Genomic DNA, 15,929 nt, shown 5'->3' with positions numbered 1-15,929 from the left:
GTTCAGAATACGCCGGCTTTTTTCCACTCCAGATAACGACTGACTAGCTGCGGGCCCAACTGCTGAGGCGTGGCTTCAAGGAGCGGCAGGCCATGGGCCAGCAGGCGTTCATGCAGGCTGGCGCGTGCGTTGAGGTAGTCCAGTGCTCCGCAATAGCCCAGGGCGTCATTGAGGTTTTCCACCGGTTTGTGGCGCAGGCGGTCGAGCACCGGCTCGCGTAGGCTGGCCAGCAGGACGCGATGCCGGCGGTTGAGGCGGCGCATGGCAGCGAGCAGTTCTTCGTCATCCTCGTCGCGCAGGTTGCTGATGACCACCACCAGTGCGCGGCGGCGCTGGCGCAACAAGACCTGTTCGACGGCCTGGTTGAAGTCGGCGGGCAGCAGGCTGCTGTGCAGGTCGTAGACGCCATTGAGCAGCACGCCCAGCTGCGCATTGCCTTTGTTCGGTGCGATGTAGCGCGGCGTGCTGCTGGCAAAGCTGCACAGACCGACTGCATCGCCCTGGCGCAGGGCGACGTAACTGAGCAGCAGGCAGGCATTCAGCGCGTGGTCGAAATGCGCCAGCTCGTCATCGCGGCTATGCATGCGTCGTCCGCAGTCGAGCAGGAAGAGGATCTGCTGATCGCGCTCATCCTGATATTCGCGAGCAATCGGCGTGCCCTTGCGGGCGGTGGCTTTCCAGTCGATCTGCCGCAGGCTGTCGCCATCGCGGAACTCACGCAACTGGTGGAACTCCAGGCCCAGCCCACGACGTGGCTTCTGGCGAACGCCAAGGCGGCTCAGCCAGTCGTCTACGGCCATGAGTTCGGCGCCGTAGAGACGTGCGAAATCCGGATAAACGCGCACCTGGCCAGGGCAGTCCAGACGTCGCCGGGCCAGCCATAGCCCGAGCGGGCTGGGCAGCAGCAGGTCGGCGCTGGTGAAGTGGAAGTGCCCGCGGCGCAGGGGGCGCAGGCGATAGCTGAACTGGCTGTAGCGCCCCGCTTGCAGTTGTACCTGTTGCGGCATGGCCTGGCTGTCCATGCCCTCCGGTAGGCCGTCGAACAGCTGTACACGGCATGCCTGGGCCAGACTGTGGTGCAGGGTCAGCTGTACGTCGCTCCAGCGCCCCAGCGGCAGAGTGCCGGGTAACTGGCGCTGCAGGGTGGGGCTGGGCAGGCGCCATAGCCAGCAGGCATCGAGCAGCGCCACCAACAGTAGGGTGGCCAGCAGGGCGCCGGTCAGGCTGGCCAGGCGGTCGGCCAGCGGCGCGTGCAGGGCGTGCAGAGTCCCCTGCAGCAGCGCCAGGGCGGCCAGCGTGCCGAGCAGGACGAGCAGGCGGCGACTGGGCTTCACAGGCGCGGCGCCGCAACCTGGTCGAGGAGCTGGCTGAGCACCTGGTCTACGGACAGACCTTCGATGTCCAGCTCGGGCGCCAGGCGCACGCGATGGCGCAGTACCGCCAGGGCGCAGCCCTTGATATCGTCGGGAATGACAAAGTCGCCACCGCGCAGCAGCGCACGTGCGCGGCCGCCACGCACCAGGGCGATTGACGCGCGTGGTCCGGCGCCCAGTGCCAGGCCTGGCCAGCTGCGTGTGCTGCGTGCCAGGCGTACCGCATAGTCGAGTACCTGCTCGTCCAGTGGCAGGTCGCTGGCGATCTTTTGCAGTGCCAGCAGGTCACGGGGTTGCAGCAGGCTGCGCAGCGGATTGACTTCGAGCATGTCGGCCTTGGCCGAACGGGTGACCTGGCGTACCAAGTTGAGTTCTTCCTCGGCGGCCGGATAGTCCATGCGCAGTTTGAGCATGAAGCGGTCCAGTTCGGCTTCGGGCAGCGGGTAGGTGCCTTCCTGCTCGATGGGGTTTTGCGTGGCCAGCACCATGAAGGGCTGGGGCACCGCCAGTGGGCGGCCTTCCAGGGTGACCTGGCGCTCCTGCATGACTTCCAGCAGGGCGGCCTGGGTCTTGGCAGGCGCACGGTTGATCTCATCGGCCAGCAGCAGATGGGTGAACACCGGTCCTTTGCGCAGCTTGAACTGTTCGCTGGCCTGGTCGTATACGGCATGCCCGGTCACGTCGCTGGGCATCAGGTCCGGGGTGAACTGGATGCGTGCGAACTCGCCGTTGAAACAGCGCGCCAGGGCCCGCACCAGCAGGGTCTTGCCCAACCCGGGAACCCCTTCGATGAGCACATGGCCGCCGGCCAGCAGGGCGGTCAGTACGTCCTCGACCACCGCCTGCTGGCCGATCAGCGCCTTGTGCAGCTCCTGGCGCAGTGCCTGAGCCAACTGACTGGCACGCTGCCGCTGGCTGCTTGGCGCACTGGCCGGGGTTGCCGCACTGGCGGCGGGGGGCACGGCAGCGACGGCCGGCGCGGTGTCGTCATGGGACGGGGTGGGCTCTGCGGTATGTTCGCTCATAGGGCATTCCTGAGACGTTGCAGGTGGGCAACCTGACGGGTGAAATCGGCGGCGCTCAGCGGCTGCTGGCCGAGCGGGCGCATGGCTTGACTGATGGCGTTGCTGGGAAGACGGCTGAGCCGGCCGAGCACCTGCCATTGCTCGGCTACCGGCAGGCGTTCAAAACCGGGCTGGCGATGGCGGGCGCGGCGCTGGATGTCCTGTTGCAGGCCCTGCAGCAGGCTGTGCTGGCCGGCACGGCGCAGCAGGAAGTCGGCACTGCCACGCAGGTGTTCTTCGAGTTGCCGGCGCGTCGGATCTGCGGACGGCAGCAGCGGACCGAAGCGCGGCGCCACATGCCACAGGCCGGCCCCCAGCAGCAGGGCGAGCAGCAGCAGAGCCAGTGGGAAGTGGCGCAGTAGCAGGCTGCCCAGACCATCACGCTCGGCGTCGTGGAACAGGGTGACCTGGCTGTCCTGGGTCAGGTACCAGAGCAGCCAGGCATGGTCGTAGCCGCTGATGTTGTCGTTTTCCCAGATCCAGGCATCGCTGAGCACGCTGACCATGCCCTGGCCGTGGTACAGCTGCAGCAAGTGGGTGGCCGCCGCGCTGTTGGCCCAGGCATGGGCGCGGTTCTGGCTGTCGTACAGGTGAAACTCGTCGTCGAAGGCAATATAGGCCGGCGCCTTTTCGTTCTGCAGGTACAGGCGGGTCAGTTCGGGATGTGGGTTGTCGCGTGGCGCCGAGCTGTCCTCGCTGTGCTCTTCGGGCAGTTCCTCGGTACGGTATTGCTGGATACCCAGGGCGTCCAGCAGCGGATCGTCACTGGCCTGGCGCTCCTCGTCATACAGGGCTTCGGCCACGAACAGCAGGTGACCGCCACGGGCTGCCCAGTCGAGCAGGCGCTTTTGCTGGGTCGGGCTGAGCTTGTTGCGCCCCCCCAGCACCAGCAGGCTATGGCCCATGGCTGGCAGGTCGTGCAAGGTGGAGAAGTTGGCAGCGCGCTGCACGGGAATCTGCTGCAGACGCAGGAAGTGCTCGGCGGCCAGGTAGGGGTTGCGTCGGGCTTCCGGGCTTGGGCCGTGCTTGACGGTGCTCTGGTAGGGTTGTAGCTGTTCGAAGAGGTAGCCAGCCAGGCCCAGCAGAGCCAGTAACAGCAGGCCGCCGAGCAGCCACTGGCGTTGCCGCGTAGTCATGGGCGGGGCTCCGTGGTGAACAGCTGGCGCCACTGTGCACAGAGTGCCTGGCAGCTGTCTGCAGGGGGCAGGCGGTGGCCGTAGGCCAGTTGTAGCCAGTGCGTGGTGAGCTGTTGGCAAAACTGGCTGAGAGGCTCATGTTGCTGGCGCTGCACCAGGGCCAGTACCTCGCCTTCGGTGTGCGACGCCTTGAGCGGCAACTGCCGCTCATGCAGCAGATGACTGAGCAAGGCGCGATACAGCAGGCTGAGGGCGGCGCGCGGTTGTTCTGTCCACAACGCTAGCACGGCGCCGGGAATGTCCTGCGGCAGGCTTTGTGGGCTGACTTCCAGACCGAACAATTGGCTGGGCGGGACTTCCGCCGGACTGCGGCGTGGCAGTCGCAAACGGCTGCCGAAGGCCTGCAGCCATTGTCGGTAGCGCCAGGCCAGCCATACCAGCAAGCCAAGGCACAGGCCCCAGAGCAGGCTCTCCACCACAAGGGCCAGGCCGCTGCTGCGCTCCCACCAGTCGAATAAGGCCTTGAGTCGCTCGGCCCAGGCTTTTACGCGTTCTTCGTCCAGTTCCTGGGGGTCGCCAAGACGCCAGCGGGTGACCTGTTCGGTGTGTTCGAAGGGCGGTTCGGCCAGCAGCCCGGCAATGGCATAACGGGCACTTTCGCTGTCCAGGTGCTGCAGTTGCAGGCGTGGCGCATCGGGGTGGTCGGCTGCCAGCTGCTCGGGCTGGCACTGCACGGGCATGTCGTCGGCCAGTGCCGGGGCAGGCCATTGGCTGAGCAACAGGCCGGCGAGCAATAGCAGGGCATAGGCGCTGCCTGTGACGCGCTGGCGCAGGCGACGCAGCACCAGTTCAATATCCCAGGCTTCCAGTTCGCTGCGGCGGTTGAGGTACAGGGTGAAGCCACAGGCTGCATACACCGGTCCCCAGATCACCAGCAACAGGCCGTAGAGCAGGTTGGACAGGTGCTCCAGCCATAGCCACTGATGGCTGTCCGGGTTGATCAGGCTTTCCCAGCTCCAGTCGATCTCCATCTGCATCGGCAACATCAGGTAGAGCAGGGCGAACAGACCGAACAGCAGGGCCATTTCCACGTGTACGCCTACCAGGGTCAGCCAGGTAGCGCCGGCGGTGCCTTTCTGGCCGAGCACCACCAGGCGCTGGCTGCGCGCTTGGCCGGCCAGGCCTTCGAGTTGCAGAACGGGCAGATCGAAGCTGCGCGTCATGCTCAGGCGTCGCCAGGTCAGGCTGGCCAGCAACTGCGGTTTGAGCAAGCCCGGCAAGGCGCGCAAGCTGGCCGACAGGCTGGGGGTATGGCCGAACAGTGCCTGCGAGAGGATATACAGCGGTAGGCGTTCGTAGGCTGGCTTGAGCAACCAGAAGATCAGCACCGCGATGCTCGGGTAAGACCACAGCAGGGCGCTGAGCAGGCCGAGCAGTGGCAGGGTGATGATCGCCCAACTGGCCATCAGCAGGCCGGCGTGACGGCGTGCCAGGCGTATGCCCAGGTCCATGGCTTCCCACTGGCTGCGTGGGCGGATGACCACCGTGGCGTCAGTCAGGCGCATGGGTACCTCGTCCGACAGCCAGGAAATAGATAGCGACCAGCAGCCAGAGCGCCGCGCCTACCCAGTACTTGAGCGAGCTGCTGGCCAGGGTCATGGATGACCAGTAGGCTTCGACGAAGGCGGCGATCAGCAACATGATGACCACACCGGCCACCAGCTTTACAGCCTGCGCAGCTGCCAGACGCAAGGCTTCACTGCGTGCATGGCGGCCGGGGGCGATCAGTGCCCAGCCCAGTTGCAGGCCTGCCGCCCCGGCCAGGGTAATGGCGGTCAGTTCGAAGGCACCGTGGCCGATGACGAACGACCAGAAGGTGTCGTGATAGCCAATGCGCGTCAGGTGGCCGGCTACCGCACCAATCATCAGACCGTTGAATAGTAGAAAGAACAGGCTGCCCAGCCCGAACAGCAGGCCGCTGGCAAAGGTCTGAAAGGCAATGCCGATGTTGTTCATGATGTAGTGGCCGAACATCATCCAGTCATCATTGCTGTCGCGTTCGGCCAGCTTGCCGATACGTCGTGCGGCCGGGTCGTACATCTGTTCCATGTCGCTGACCTGGCTGGGCTCCATGATGCTGTACACCAGCTCGGGATGGCTGTACACCAGGCCACCCATCAGCAGCAGGCTGCCATAGAACAGCAGGCTGGCCAGTAGCACGCTACGCCATTGCTGGCGCACCAGGCGGGGAAAGCCCTGCAGCAGGAAACCGGCCAATTGCCCGGGGAGGCTGCTGCGGTGCCGATAGAACTGGCGGTGGCCGCGCAATGCCAGGCGTTGCAGGTGGTCGATCAGGTGGCTGCTGTAGCCGCGCGCCTGGGCCAGTGCCAGGTGCTGGCAGATCTGGCGGTAGGCACTGGCGAAAGAGCGATGTGCGGGGTCGCAGACCTGGCTTTTTTCCAGGCTTTCAAGCTGCAGCGCGAAGGCGTGCCAGTGCGCCTGGTAGCGTTGTTCAAACTGCGTCTGCTTCATGACGGGGTGTCCAGCGCCGGGCCCAGTAGGCCGTGGGCGATGCCATAGAGTGCCTGCTCACTGGCGGCGGGGGCGGCGTCATCGAAGAGTGGCGAGACGATGGCCGCCAGCTCCTGGCGCCTGGCTGTGGATAACTGCTCATGCCGCTCGGCAAAGGCGATGAGTGCCCGTTGCTCGTCCAGGTGCAGGGGCAGAGGCGGACGTTGCGGGATAGCTTCGGGGAGTGGTGGCCGGCTGGACAGGGTGGTTTCGCGATAGACCACGAGGGTGCCTGCGGCGATGTCGCCGAGCCGTTTGAACGCCGGATGGTTCAGGCAGCTGAGTAAGCCCAGGGTATAACCGAACGGCAGAATGTCGACGAAGCGCAGCAGATTGCGCAACAGGGAGGCACTCCAGCCCACGGGTGTTCCATCATCGTGCACCACACTCAAGCCCATCCAGTATTTGCCGGGGGTGCGTCCCTGGTTGAGTACTTCAAACAGCACCATGTACCACCAGGTGATCAGGAAGGTCAGGATCAGCCCGAGGCCGGTGCCGAAGCGGCCAAGAAAGGCCAGCAGGATGAATAGCAGCAGCAGGGTCAACGCGCGGATCAACAGGTCGATGGTATAGGCCAGTGCGCGCGGCACGATACCGGCCGGACGTAGCTGCAGGTCGATGCCTTCCGGGGTCTCCACCTGATAGCAGCTGTCCAGGGCAGGCTGTGCCGCGGCGGCGGGAGGCGCGAAGCTCTGGCTCAAGCCGCAACCCCTGTTGCAGGGCATGCCATCAGGCAGCTGGGCAGGTAGGGGGTGAGCATGCCGACCATCCTTAGGCGCGTGCAGGTGAGAATGAGCCGTGCATGCTAATCAGCCATTGCCCGACCGGCAAGCGCTGGTCGGGTAAACTGCGTAGTGGAGCCGCTGGTCGGTGGGCAGTCTACACTGCGCGCTGGTGTGTCCGGGCCAGGCCAGGCCAGGCCAGGGTGGCGTAACGACGGACAGGCGGGCAATAGACCTATGGAGTGCATGTGACTTCCAGTATTTTCTGGTACGACTTCGAAACCACCGGGATCGATCCGCGCAGTGACCGCCCTTTGCAGGTGGCCGGGATACGTACCGATGAACAACTCAATGAGATCGGCGAGCCGTTCAATCTCTACTGCAAGTTGTCCGAGGATATCCTGCCGCATCCGCAGGCCTGCCTGGTAACCGGCATTACCCCGCAGCGTCTGGCCGAGCAGGGCGTTGCCGAGGTGGAGTTCATGCAGCGCCTCGAGCAGCAGATGGTCCAGCCGGGGACCTGTACGGCAGGCTACAACAGCCTGCGTTTCGATGACGAAGTCACCCGTTTCAGCTTCTGGCGCAACTTTATCGACCCCTATGCCCGTGAGTGGCAGGGTGGTAACAGTCGCTGGGATCTCATCGACCTGTTGCGCACGGCGTATGCCTTGCGCCCGGAAGGATTGGTCTGGCCGCAGCAGGACGGGCAGGTCAGCCTGCGCCTGGAACTGCTGACCGCTGCCAATGGTATCGAGCATGGCCAGGCCCACGATGCGCTGGCCGATGTGCGTGCGACCATCGCCTTGGCCCGCCTGCTACGGGAGCGTCAGCCGCGCTTGTACCAGTACCTGTACGATTTGCGTCGCAAGAATGCCGTACAGGCGCAGGTCCGTTTGTTGCAGCCGCTGCTCCATGTGTCCGGACGCTTTGCCGCCAGTCGTCACTACCTGGCGGTGGTGTTGCCGCTGGCCTGGCATCCGCACAATCGCAATGCGCTGATCGTCTGTGACCTGCATCAGGACCCCCGGCCCTTGCTGGAACTGGATGCGGAAAGCCTGCGCCAGCGCCTGTATCGCCGGCATGGCGAACTGGCTGCCGACGAGTTGCCGGTGCCCTTGAAACTGGTGCATATCAACCGTTGCCCGGTGCTGGCGCCGCTGAACGTGCTGCGTGACAGCGATTGCCAGCGGCTCGGTCTGGACCTGGCTGATCTGCAACAGCGTGGCCGGCAACTGGCCGAGCAGCGTGCGCTATGGCAGGACAAGCTGGCGGCGCTGTACGCCGAGGAACCCGGCTTTGCGCCGGCAGATGTCGAACAGCAGCTCTACGCCGGCTTTCTCGGTGAGCGTGACCGGCGTCTGGTGCAGCAGGTGCGCGAGGCCAGTACCGAACAGTTGGCACAGGGTGACTGGCTGTTCGATGACGCGCGTTTGGGCGAGTTGCTGTTTCGTTACCGCGCGCGCAACTTTCCGGATAGCCTGTCGCAGGCCGAACGGCAGCGCTGGCGGCAATTTTGCCGGCAGCGTCTGAGTGATCCGCAATACGCCGCGCCAAATACCTCGGAACAGTTTGAACGGGCGATGGCGCAGGCGATGGCGCAGGCGGGTGACGCCCAATATCGCTTGCTGGCTGAGTGGCAACGCTATGCGCAGGACTTGCAGGCGCAACTGGCGCAGCCGGATTAATCGCGGATATAAAAAATCCCCTGACCAGCAGGGGATTTTTCAATACGACTAAATTCAGTCCAGCAGGGTCATCCAGCTTTCCACGGTGTCATTGCCGTATTGGGCTTTCCACTCTTTCAGGGTTTTGTGATTGCCACCCTTGGTTTCAATCACTTCGCCGGTGTTGGGGTTTTTGTACTGCTTGGTCTTGCGGCTGCGACGGCTGCTGCTGGCCTTGGCCGGCTGGCTGGCACGACTGTGCTTGGCTGCATGCGGATCAAGAATGGCAATAATGGCCGGCAGCGATTTGCCATATTCGGCCATCAGTGCACGCAGTTTCTGCTCGAACTCCAGTTCCTGTTGCAGTTTCTGGTCTTGCGACAGGGCTTGCAGACGTTGTTGCAGTTCCTCAATGGCTTCCTGGGTGGCGCGGTATTCACTGATCAGCGACGTGCTCATGGATATATCCCGTGTGTTGCAGTGATAAAAAGAATCGGGTTGCGCAGACGCTGCCGAAAGATTTATTCGACACGCTGAACTGTCATGTTGGCTACAACAGACAAACACAACATTGGCGGCAATGTTAGTCAGCCTGCATGAGCCTGTAAATGCTGGCTTGAATAAATAAGCAATAATTAACAGGCGTGACCTTCTATTCAAGGTTACGGTATGTGTCATATAAAAACGACAAAATGCTCGGTGCGCTTATTGATGATGTGCGGCGCGCCCTGAGGGGGCGATCTGCCCTGCCGAGTTGCCTGTGCTGCATTTGCTCGGCGTTTACCGTGCCTTTCGTCCACGGCACTGGCTAGAATGGCGCTTTACCTAGAGCGGGAGCCTGTTCATGCGTACGTTTCGTCTGGTCATTGCCTGTCCGGACCGTGTTGGGATTGTTGCCAAGGTCAGTAATTTCCTGGCTACCTACAATGGCTGGATCACGGAAGCCAGCCACCACTCGGATAACCAGAGTGGCTGGTTCTTTATGCGTCATGAGATCCGTGCCGATTCGCTGCCGTTCGACCTGGAGGGTTTTCGTCAGGCCTTCGCGCCGATCGCCCGGGAGTTCGAGATGGAGTGGCGGGTGACCGACTCCAGCCAGCGTAAGCGTGTGGTCCTGATGGCCAGTCGCGAGTCGCACTGCCTGGCTGACCTGCTGCATCGCTGGCACAGCGGCGAGCTGGATTGTGACATTCCCTGCGTGATCGCCAATCACGATACGCTGCGTAGCATGGTCGAGTGGCATGGCATTCCCTATCACCATGTGCCGGTCGACCCGCAAGATAAAGCCGCTGCCTTTGCCGAGGTAGAGCGCCTGGTCCTGGAGCAACAGGCTGACGCCATTGTCCTGGCACGCTATATGCAAATATTACCGCCAGCACTTTGCGAGCGTTTTGCCCAGCGGGTGATCAACATCCACCATAGCTTCCTGCCGTCCTTCGTCGGGGCCAAGCCTTATCACCAGGCTTCCTTGCGCGGGGTCAAGTTGATTGGTGCCACCTGCCATTATGTTACCGACGAGCTGGATGCTGGCCCGATCATTGAACAGGATGTGGTTCGGGTCAGTCATCGCGACAGCATCGAGGACATGGTTCGCCTCGGCAAGGATGTGGAAAAGATGGTGCTTTCCCGTGGCTTGCGCTATCACTTGGAAGACCGAGTACTGGTACACGACAACAAAACCGTGGTGTTCGACTGACCGGCCACCCGGTTCAACGCCAACAAGGAGAGCGCACATGCTCAAGTCGATCAAGGTCGGGGATTACATGACCCGCCATCTGGTGACCTTCCGCTCGGATATGGACCTGTTCACGGCGATCAATCGTCTGCTCGAACACAATATCTCCGGTGCGCCGGTGGTCGATTCTCAGGGTCACCTGATTGGCTTGCTCTCGGAGGGTGACTGCCTGCGTGGCATCCTGGCCGGGGCCTATCACGAGGAAGTCGGTGGCAACGTCAGTGCCTACATGGCGCGCGAGGTGGAAACCGTCACCTCGCAGACCGATATCATCGAGGCCTCCGAACGCTTCCTGCGCGGCCGTCGACGTCGTCTGCCGGTAGTCGATGACGGTGTGCTGGTCGGACAGATCAGTCGGCACGACGTGTTGCGTGCGGTGAAGGAGTTTGCCCTGCATGAGCAAGGCAGATCCCGCGGCTGAACAGGCGGCCTCGCTGGCCGCCCTGCAGCGTGGCGCCGCCGGCATGCCGGCGACCCTTGGCGAAGGTTGCACCCGGCGCTTTGACCCGGAGCAACTGAGCGAGGCGCACGGTACCGAGTTCCCTGGTGCTGCTTGCGCCTGGCAGGCCTGGCTGGCTGCTCAGGCAGATACGCAGAAGGCGTAACGACACAAAAAAGCCGAGCACTTGCTCGGCTTTTTTGTGCGCCGCTACTTCAGATCTTGAAGCTCTCCACCAGTTGCTTGAGGCGTGCAGCCTGTTGCTCCAGTTCGGTGCAGGCACGCAGGGTGGCGTTGAGGTTTTCCACGCCTTCCTGGTTGAGCGTATTGATCTCGGTGATGTCCATGTTCAGCGACTCGATGACCGAAGTCTGTTCTTCGGTGGCGGTGGCTACCGACTGGTTCATGCCATCGATCTCACCGATGCGCTCGGTTACGCTGCCCAGGCTGGAGCCGGCCTGGTTGGCAATTTTTACGCTCTCTTCGCTGTAATGCTGGCTTTCGCTCATGGTGCCGACCGCTTCGCGGGCACCCACTTGCAGCTCCTCGATCATTTTCTGGATTTCCTGGGCCGACTCCTGGGTGCGGTGGGCCAGGTTGCGAACCTCGTCAGCGACCACGGCAAAGCCTCGCCCGGCTTCGCCCGCGCGGGCGGCTTCGATGGCAGCGTTGAGGGCCAGCAGGTTGGTCTGTTCGGAGATGCCCTTGATCACTTCGAGGATCTGCCCGATGTTCACCGTGCGGCTGTTCAGCGCCTCGATGTTCTGGGTAGAGCTGCGAATCTTGCTGGACAGCTCGTTCATGGCACTGATGGTGCGTTCGACCACATTGCGGCCGTCCTCGGCCAGGTGGCGTGCGGTGGAAGCCTGGTGCGAGGCGTCGGCGGCGTTGCGGGCGATTTCCTGGGCGGCCGCGCCCAGCTCGTTGATCGCCGCGGCGACACTGTTGGTGCGCTGCGCCTGCTCATCGGAGTTGTGCATGGACGAGTTGGAGGCGTTCACCACCAGCTTGGCCACTTCGTTGACCTGCAGGGTGGCCGAGGACACTTCGCGGATCGAGGCGTGGATGCGTTCGACAAAGCGATTGAAGGCGCTGGCCAGCATACCGAACTCGTCGTTGCTGTCATTGTGGATGCGCTTGGTCAGGTCGCCTTCGCCCTGGGCGATGTCCTGCATGGCGCGTCCCAGTTGATTGAGCGGACGCATCAGTACGCGAATCAGCAGGCCCAGCAGGAAGATGATCAGCACCACGGCGACCAGCGTGGCGACCAATGCGGTGGCGCGGAATTCGCGGAGCGAGGCATAGGCTTTGTTCTTGTCGATGGACAGGCCGATATGCCATTGCACCGAGGGCAAACCACTGATGGCGGCAAAGGTCAGCAGGCGTGGCTGGCCATTGAGGCTGACTTCGCTGAGCCGGCTGCTGATCGCCGGGGTGTTCTGCGGGAACAGGTCACGCAGGTTCTTCATCACCAGCGACTTGTCCGGATGGACGAGAATCTGTCCGTTGCTGCTGACCAGAAAGGCATAGCCCATGCCGCCGAAATCCAGGGCGTTGATGGTCTTGACCAGAATATCCAGGCTCAGGTCGCCGGCAGCCACGCCGACCGGGCGGCCGGCTTCGCGAACCGGGCTGGCAATGGTGATGATCAGTTGGCCGGTTGAGGCATCGATATAGGGCTCGGTGAGCGTGCTGCCTCCCGCGCTGATAGCATCCTTGTACCAGGGGCGGGTGCGCGGGTCATAGTCGGCGGGCATTTCATCGTCAGGTCGCATGGTGAAGCTGCCGTCATCGGCGCCCAGGTAGCTGAACATGAAGGTCTTGCCATACACCGGCTGTTCCAGCAGCGACTCCAGGGCCTGCTGGCTACGGTCCCGGCCCAGGTTTTGTGCCAGGGCCTCGACCAGCAGGATGCGCCCGGACAGCCAGCTTTCGATGTTGCTGGCGGTGACCCGGCCCATCTCGTTGAGGTAACCGTCGAGGTTGCGGTTGATGCTGTTGCGCTGCAGGTAGTCGTTGTACAGGGTGAACAGGCTGAAGGCGCCGATCACTACCAGCGAGGCGGCGAGCAAGATCTTGTGGCGAAATTTCAGATTCTTGAGCATGGCTTCTATGTCCAGGTGAGGTGGCTCCAGCCGGGTTATCGGTTACTGTTGAGTAAAGCTTGAACCCACAGGAAGACAAGATGGAAAAAATCACCGAGTTGCTGCTGGGCGCGCGTGCCGATGGCCAGCCGCAAGGCCAGAGCCTGCGCCTGGGCAATCGTCATGGGTTGATCGCCGGAGCCACCGGCACCGGCAAGACCGTGACCCTGCAGCGCTTGATCGAAGGCTTCAGTGATGCCGGGGTCAGTGTGTTTGCTGCCGATATCAAAGGTGATTTGTGTGGCCTGGGAGCAGCCGCTACCCCGCAGGGCAAGATTGCCGAGCGTATTGCCCAGATGAGTTTCCTCAACTACCGCAGCCAGGCTTACCCGCTGACCCTCTGGGATGTGCATGGGCAGACCGGCCATCCGCTACGTACCACCCTCAGCGAAATGGGCCCGCTGCTGCTGGGCAGCCTGCTGCAGCTCAGCGACAGCCAGCAGGCCGCGCTCTATGCGGTATTTCGCGTGGCGGATCGCGATGGCTTGCTGTTGCTGGATCTGAAAGACCTCAAGGCCTTGCTCCAGTATCTTGGCGAGCAGCCCGCGGTGCTTGGCGAGGATGCCGCGCTGTTCACCAAGGCCTCGGCACAGGCCTTGCAGCGGCGGCTGGCGACGCTGGAGCAGCAGGGCTGCGAAGCGTTATTCGGTGAGCCGGCGCTGCAACTGGCCGATCTGTTGCAGCCGGCCGCTGATGGCCGCGGGATGATTCATCTGCTGGATGCCAGCCGGCTGATCCACGAATCGCCCAAGCTGTACGCGATCTTCCTGTGCTGGTTGCTGGCCGAGCTGTTCGAGCAACTGCCCGAGCGTGGCGATGCCGAGCGGCCTTTACTGGCGCTGTTCTTCGATGAAGCACACCTGCTTTTTCATGACACCCCAAAAGCCTTGCAGGAGCGCCTGGAGCAGGTGGTGCGGCTGGTCCGTTCCAAGGGCGTCGGGGTGTATTTCGTCACGCAGAGCCCCAGCGACCTGCCCGATCCGGTACTGGCCCAGTTGGGATTGCGCATCGTACATGGCCTGCGTGCCTTCACGGCGGCCGAGCAACGCAGCCTCAAGGCGGTGGCTGATGGTTTTCGCAGCAACCCGGCGTTCGATACGCGCAGCCGTCTCAGTGAACTGGGCATTGGCGAGGCGCTGATCAGCAGCCTGGAGAGCAGCGGCATTCCCGGGCGCGTCGAGCATGTGTGGATTGCCCCGCCGCAGTCGCGCATCGGCCCGTTGCTGGCCGAGGAACGTCGCGCGCTGATTACAAATTCGGTGTTGCGCGAGCGTTATGACCAGGCGATTGATCGCCACTCGGCCTACGAAATGCTGCGCGAACGCGCCCTGCAGGCGACCCCCGCGCAGGCGACCGGCCAGCCCGTGCCGGGTGCCGGCTCTCCGGCCCTGGAGGCATTGGGTGAGGTTGCCGGGCAGGTGCTCAAGAGTGCGGTGCGTCAGGCGGCCAACCAACTGGGGCGGCAGCTGGTGCGTGGCTTGCTGGGGTCGCTACTCGGCAAGCGTTGAGTCAGGGCTCGGCGGGTGCTTGCAAGTCCCTGGCGATCTTTTCCAGTTCGCTGGCAAACGCCTGGTCCTGTACCGAGGGGCGCTTGCGCCAGGGTTTGCGTTCGGGTTCCGGCTGGGCGGCGTAGAGGGTCACTTCGCCGCCATAGACATCCTTGTAACGTTGCGCCTGACGCTCCAGTTCAGCGCGCAGTTGGTCTTTGTTCACGGGCTCTTCCACAGATCAAAACAGCGCAGGGCAGGCTGGAGAACCGCCACCGCAACAGTTGGGCGCGGCGTGCAGGGCCGCGCGCCGCGCATCCTCGCTGATTCGCCCCAGCCTCGCAAGTGCAGGCCAGGCGTTGCTTGCGGTAAGCTGCCGGGCATCGATGCCTGAGCCTTGCCCGTGGAGAGTCCCGTGTCCGCTGCGCGTTCACTGATTGTCTGGCTACTGATTCTCTGCACTGTGCTGGCCTGGTGGTTGTGGCAGGTTGCGCGTGGCCCGGAAGTGGCGGCGTACCGTCTGGAGCTGCGCCCGTTGGTCCAGCGCGTGGTGGCCAGCGGCGAAGTGGGTAATCAGTCGGTGGCCCAGGTCGGCAGCGAGATCACCGGGGTGGTGGCCGAACGCTATGTACGTGAGGGCGACTCGGTGCAGGCCGGCCAGTTGCTGCTGCGCCTGCAGGATGACGAGCAGCGCGCACGCCTGGCGGAAGCCGAGGCAGCGTTGCGTCAGCTGACTGATTCGTTGCGCCCGCAAGCTGAGGCGGCCTTACGCGAGGCACGCCACAACCATGCCCAGGCCTTGCGCGAGTACCAGCGGCGCGAGGCCTTGCGACAGCGCCAGTTGCTGTCACTGGAGCAGTTGGAGCAGGCCCGTCGTATCGAGCGCAGCCTGCGTGTGGCGCTGGAACGCGCCGAGCTGGCTGCCGCGGCCCTGGCGCCGGGCGGTAGTGAGCAACAGGTGCTGGAACAGCGCCTGCAGGCGGCGCGGGCCAATCTGGCCAAGACGCGCATCCATGCCCAGGTAGCGGGCACGGTGCAGAACCGTGCCGTGGAACCGGGCGACCTGGTGCAGCCGGGGCGTACCCTGCTGCAGATTGCCCGCGCCGACAGCCGCGAGATCATCCTGCCGCTGGATGAAAAGAATATTGCCGCCCTGGCGCTGGGGCAGCCCGCCCAGGTGGCGGCTGATGCCTACCCCGAACAGTGGCTGGCCGCGCGGGTTAGTTTCATTGCACCGAATGTCGACAGCAGTCGCGGGACCCTCGATGTGCATCTGGAGTTGCTTGAAGCGGCCGACTTCCTGCGTTACGGCATGACCGTCTCGGTGAATATCGAAACCGCCCGCCGCGAGCAGGCCCTGGTGCTGGCCAATGACGCACTGTTGCAGCGCCAAGGGCGCCAGGCGCAGGTGCAGCGGGTGCGTGATGGTCGCGTGGAAGCACTGAGCGTGCGTCTGGGGCTGCAGGGCGACAGTCACAGCGAAGTGCTCGACGGCCTTGCGGAAGGCGATCTGCTGCTGGCAGAGCCAGCGCAAGTGGGGCAGCAGGTACGCGTGCGCCTATTGCCTGGGTTGGCGGCGGAGCAGGAGTAGCGC

Annotated in this window: 15 protein-coding genes and 1 pseudogene; 6 read left to right on the top strand and 10 right to left on the bottom strand. The window is 63.6% G+C overall.

The features are described from left to right. Positions 1-2: 2 nt before the first annotated feature. From CW360_RS00370 to CW360_RS00345, 6 genes are read right to left on the bottom strand one after another with little or no spacing between them, the layout of a single operon-like run. Positions 3-1,334, bottom strand: a complete 1,332-nt coding sequence (locus CW360_RS00370) for a DUF58 domain-containing protein (RefSeq protein ID WP_101192359.1) — start codon at positions 1,332-1,334, stop codon at positions 3-5. Next, complete coding sequence (locus tag CW360_RS00365) at positions 1,331-2,398, bottom strand: AAA family ATPase (RefSeq protein WP_101192358.1); 1,068 nt, start codon at positions 2,396-2,398, stop codon at positions 1,331-1,333. Before CW360_RS00365 ends, CW360_RS00370 begins: the two co-directional genes overlap by 4 nt. Beyond that, entirely contained in the window at positions 2,395-3,573 is a 1,179-nt protein-coding gene (locus CW360_RS00360) for a DUF4350 domain-containing protein (protein ID WP_101192357.1), read from the bottom strand. Before CW360_RS00360 ends, CW360_RS00365 begins: the two co-directional genes overlap by 4 nt. Next, complete coding sequence (locus tag CW360_RS00355) at positions 3,570-5,138, bottom strand: DUF4129 domain-containing protein (RefSeq protein WP_101192356.1); 1,569 nt, start codon at positions 5,136-5,138, stop codon at positions 3,570-3,572. Before CW360_RS00355 ends, CW360_RS00360 begins: the two co-directional genes overlap by 4 nt. After that, complete coding sequence (locus CW360_RS00350) at positions 5,125-6,105, bottom strand: stage II sporulation protein M (RefSeq protein WP_101192355.1); 981 nt, start codon at positions 6,103-6,105, stop codon at positions 5,125-5,127. The genes CW360_RS00355 and CW360_RS00350 overlap by 14 nt, the downstream gene beginning before the upstream one ends. Next, entirely contained in the window at positions 6,102-6,869 is a 768-nt protein-coding gene (locus CW360_RS00345; RefSeq protein WP_101192354.1) for an RDD family protein, read from the bottom strand. The genes CW360_RS00350 and CW360_RS00345 overlap by 4 nt, the downstream gene beginning before the upstream one ends. 245 nt (positions 6,870-7,114) lie before the next feature. Here CW360_RS00345 and sbcB point away from each other — a divergent pair, with 245 nt between their 5' ends. Continuing rightward, on the top strand, positions 7,115-8,551 hold the full coding sequence (sbcB, locus tag CW360_RS00340) for an exodeoxyribonuclease I (RefSeq protein WP_101192353.1): 1,437 nt from the start codon (positions 7,115-7,117) through the stop codon (positions 8,549-8,551). 54 nt (positions 8,552-8,605) lie between these two features. Here sbcB and mvaT read toward each other — a convergent pair whose 3' ends face one another. Further along, the gene (mvaT, locus tag CW360_RS00335) at positions 8,606-8,989 is read right to left on the bottom strand and encodes a histone-like nucleoid-structuring protein MvaT (RefSeq protein ID WP_101192352.1); all 384 of its coding nucleotides are present in this window, start codon (positions 8,987-8,989) and stop codon (positions 8,606-8,608) included. 385 nt (positions 8,990-9,374) lie between these two features. Between mvaT and purU the strand changes: the two genes are divergently transcribed. The 3 genes from purU to CW360_RS00320 are packed head-to-tail and all read left to right on the top strand — an operon-like array spanning position 9,375 to position 10,870. Continuing rightward, complete coding sequence (gene purU, locus CW360_RS00330; RefSeq protein WP_101192351.1) at positions 9,375-10,226, top strand: formyltetrahydrofolate deformylase; 852 nt, start codon at positions 9,375-9,377, stop codon at positions 10,224-10,226. A gap of 37 nt (positions 10,227-10,263) precedes the next feature. Beyond that, positions 10,264-10,686, top strand: coding sequence for a CBS domain-containing protein (locus CW360_RS00325; protein ID WP_093986728.1), 423 nt, complete (start codon positions 10,264-10,266; stop codon positions 10,684-10,686). After that, entirely contained in the window at positions 10,661-10,870 is a 210-nt protein-coding gene (locus tag CW360_RS00320; protein WP_093986729.1) for a hypothetical protein, read from the top strand. The genes CW360_RS00325 and CW360_RS00320 overlap by 26 nt, the downstream gene beginning before the upstream one ends. A 49-nt stretch (positions 10,871-10,919) precedes the next feature. Here CW360_RS00320 and CW360_RS17225 read toward each other — a convergent pair whose 3' ends face one another. After that, entirely contained in the window at positions 10,920-11,684 is a 765-nt protein-coding gene (locus CW360_RS17225; protein ID WP_371870496.1) for a methyl-accepting chemotaxis protein, read from the bottom strand. Between the two features lie 90 nt (positions 11,685-11,774). Beyond that, positions 11,775-12,665, bottom strand: a pseudogene (locus CW360_RS17220) (HAMP domain-containing protein); the annotation flags it as partial. A 224-nt stretch (positions 12,666-12,889) separates the two neighbouring features. Between CW360_RS17220 and CW360_RS00310 the strand changes: the two are divergent. Beyond that, positions 12,890-14,356 (top strand): helicase HerA-like domain-containing protein, encoded by a 1,467-nt coding sequence (locus tag CW360_RS00310; protein WP_101192349.1) that lies wholly within the window; start codon positions 12,890-12,892, stop codon positions 14,354-14,356. Position 14,357: 1 nt separating this feature from the next. Here CW360_RS00310 and CW360_RS00305 read toward each other — a convergent pair whose 3' ends face one another. Further along, positions 14,358-14,561, bottom strand: a complete 204-nt coding sequence (locus CW360_RS00305; RefSeq protein WP_093986732.1) for a hypothetical protein — start codon at positions 14,559-14,561, stop codon at positions 14,358-14,360. A 189-nt stretch (positions 14,562-14,750) separates the two neighbouring features. On the opposite strand from CW360_RS00305, the gene CW360_RS00300 reads away from it, so the two are divergent. Next, the gene (locus tag CW360_RS00300; RefSeq protein WP_101192348.1) at positions 14,751-15,926 is read left to right on the top strand and encodes an efflux RND transporter periplasmic adaptor subunit; all 1,176 of its coding nucleotides are present in this window, start codon (positions 14,751-14,753) and stop codon (positions 15,924-15,926) included. The last annotated feature ends 3 nt before the right edge of the window (positions 15,927-15,929 follow it).

Origin of the sequence: Pseudomonas fluvialis (genome assembly GCF_002835605.1) — a bacterium.
GTDB classification, from domain to species: domain Bacteria; phylum Pseudomonadota; class Gammaproteobacteria; order Pseudomonadales; family Pseudomonadaceae; genus Aquipseudomonas; species Aquipseudomonas fluvialis.
This window is presented reverse-complemented; position numbering and strand designations above follow the sequence as displayed.

Coding starts and splice junctions, on each gene's coding strand:
- CW360_RS00365 (WP_101192358.1), bottom strand. CDS start 2,398: ATGAGCGAACATACCGCAGAGCCCACCCCGTCCCATGACGACACCGCG.
- CW360_RS00360 (WP_101192357.1), bottom strand. CDS start 3,573: ATGACTACGCGGCAACGCCAGTGGCTGCTCGGCGGCCTGCTGTTACTG.
- CW360_RS00355 (WP_101192356.1), bottom strand. CDS start 5,138: ATGCGCCTGACTGACGCCACGGTGGTCATCCGCCCACGCAGCCAGTGG.
- CW360_RS00350 (WP_101192355.1), bottom strand. CDS start 6,105: ATGAAGCAGACGCAGTTTGAACAACGCTACCAGGCGCACTGGCACGCC.
- CW360_RS00345 (WP_101192354.1), bottom strand. CDS start 6,869: ATGCCCTGCAACAGGGGTTGCGGCTTGAGCCAGAGCTTCGCGCCTCCC.
- mvaT (WP_101192352.1), bottom strand. CDS start 8,989: ATGAGCACGTCGCTGATCAGTGAATACCGCGCCACCCAGGAAGCCATT.
- purU (WP_101192351.1), top strand. CDS start 9,375: ATGCGTACGTTTCGTCTGGTCATTGCCTGTCCGGACCGTGTTGGGATT.
- CW360_RS00325 (WP_093986728.1), top strand. CDS start 10,264: ATGCTCAAGTCGATCAAGGTCGGGGATTACATGACCCGCCATCTGGTG.
- CW360_RS00320 (WP_093986729.1), top strand. CDS start 10,661: ATGAGCAAGGCAGATCCCGCGGCTGAACAGGCGGCCTCGCTGGCCGCC.
- CW360_RS17225 (WP_371870496.1), bottom strand. CDS start 11,684: ATGCACAACTCCGATGAGCAGGCGCAGCGCACCAACAGTGTCGCCGCG.
- CW360_RS00310 (WP_101192349.1), top strand. CDS start 12,890: ATGGAAAAAATCACCGAGTTGCTGCTGGGCGCGCGTGCCGATGGCCAG.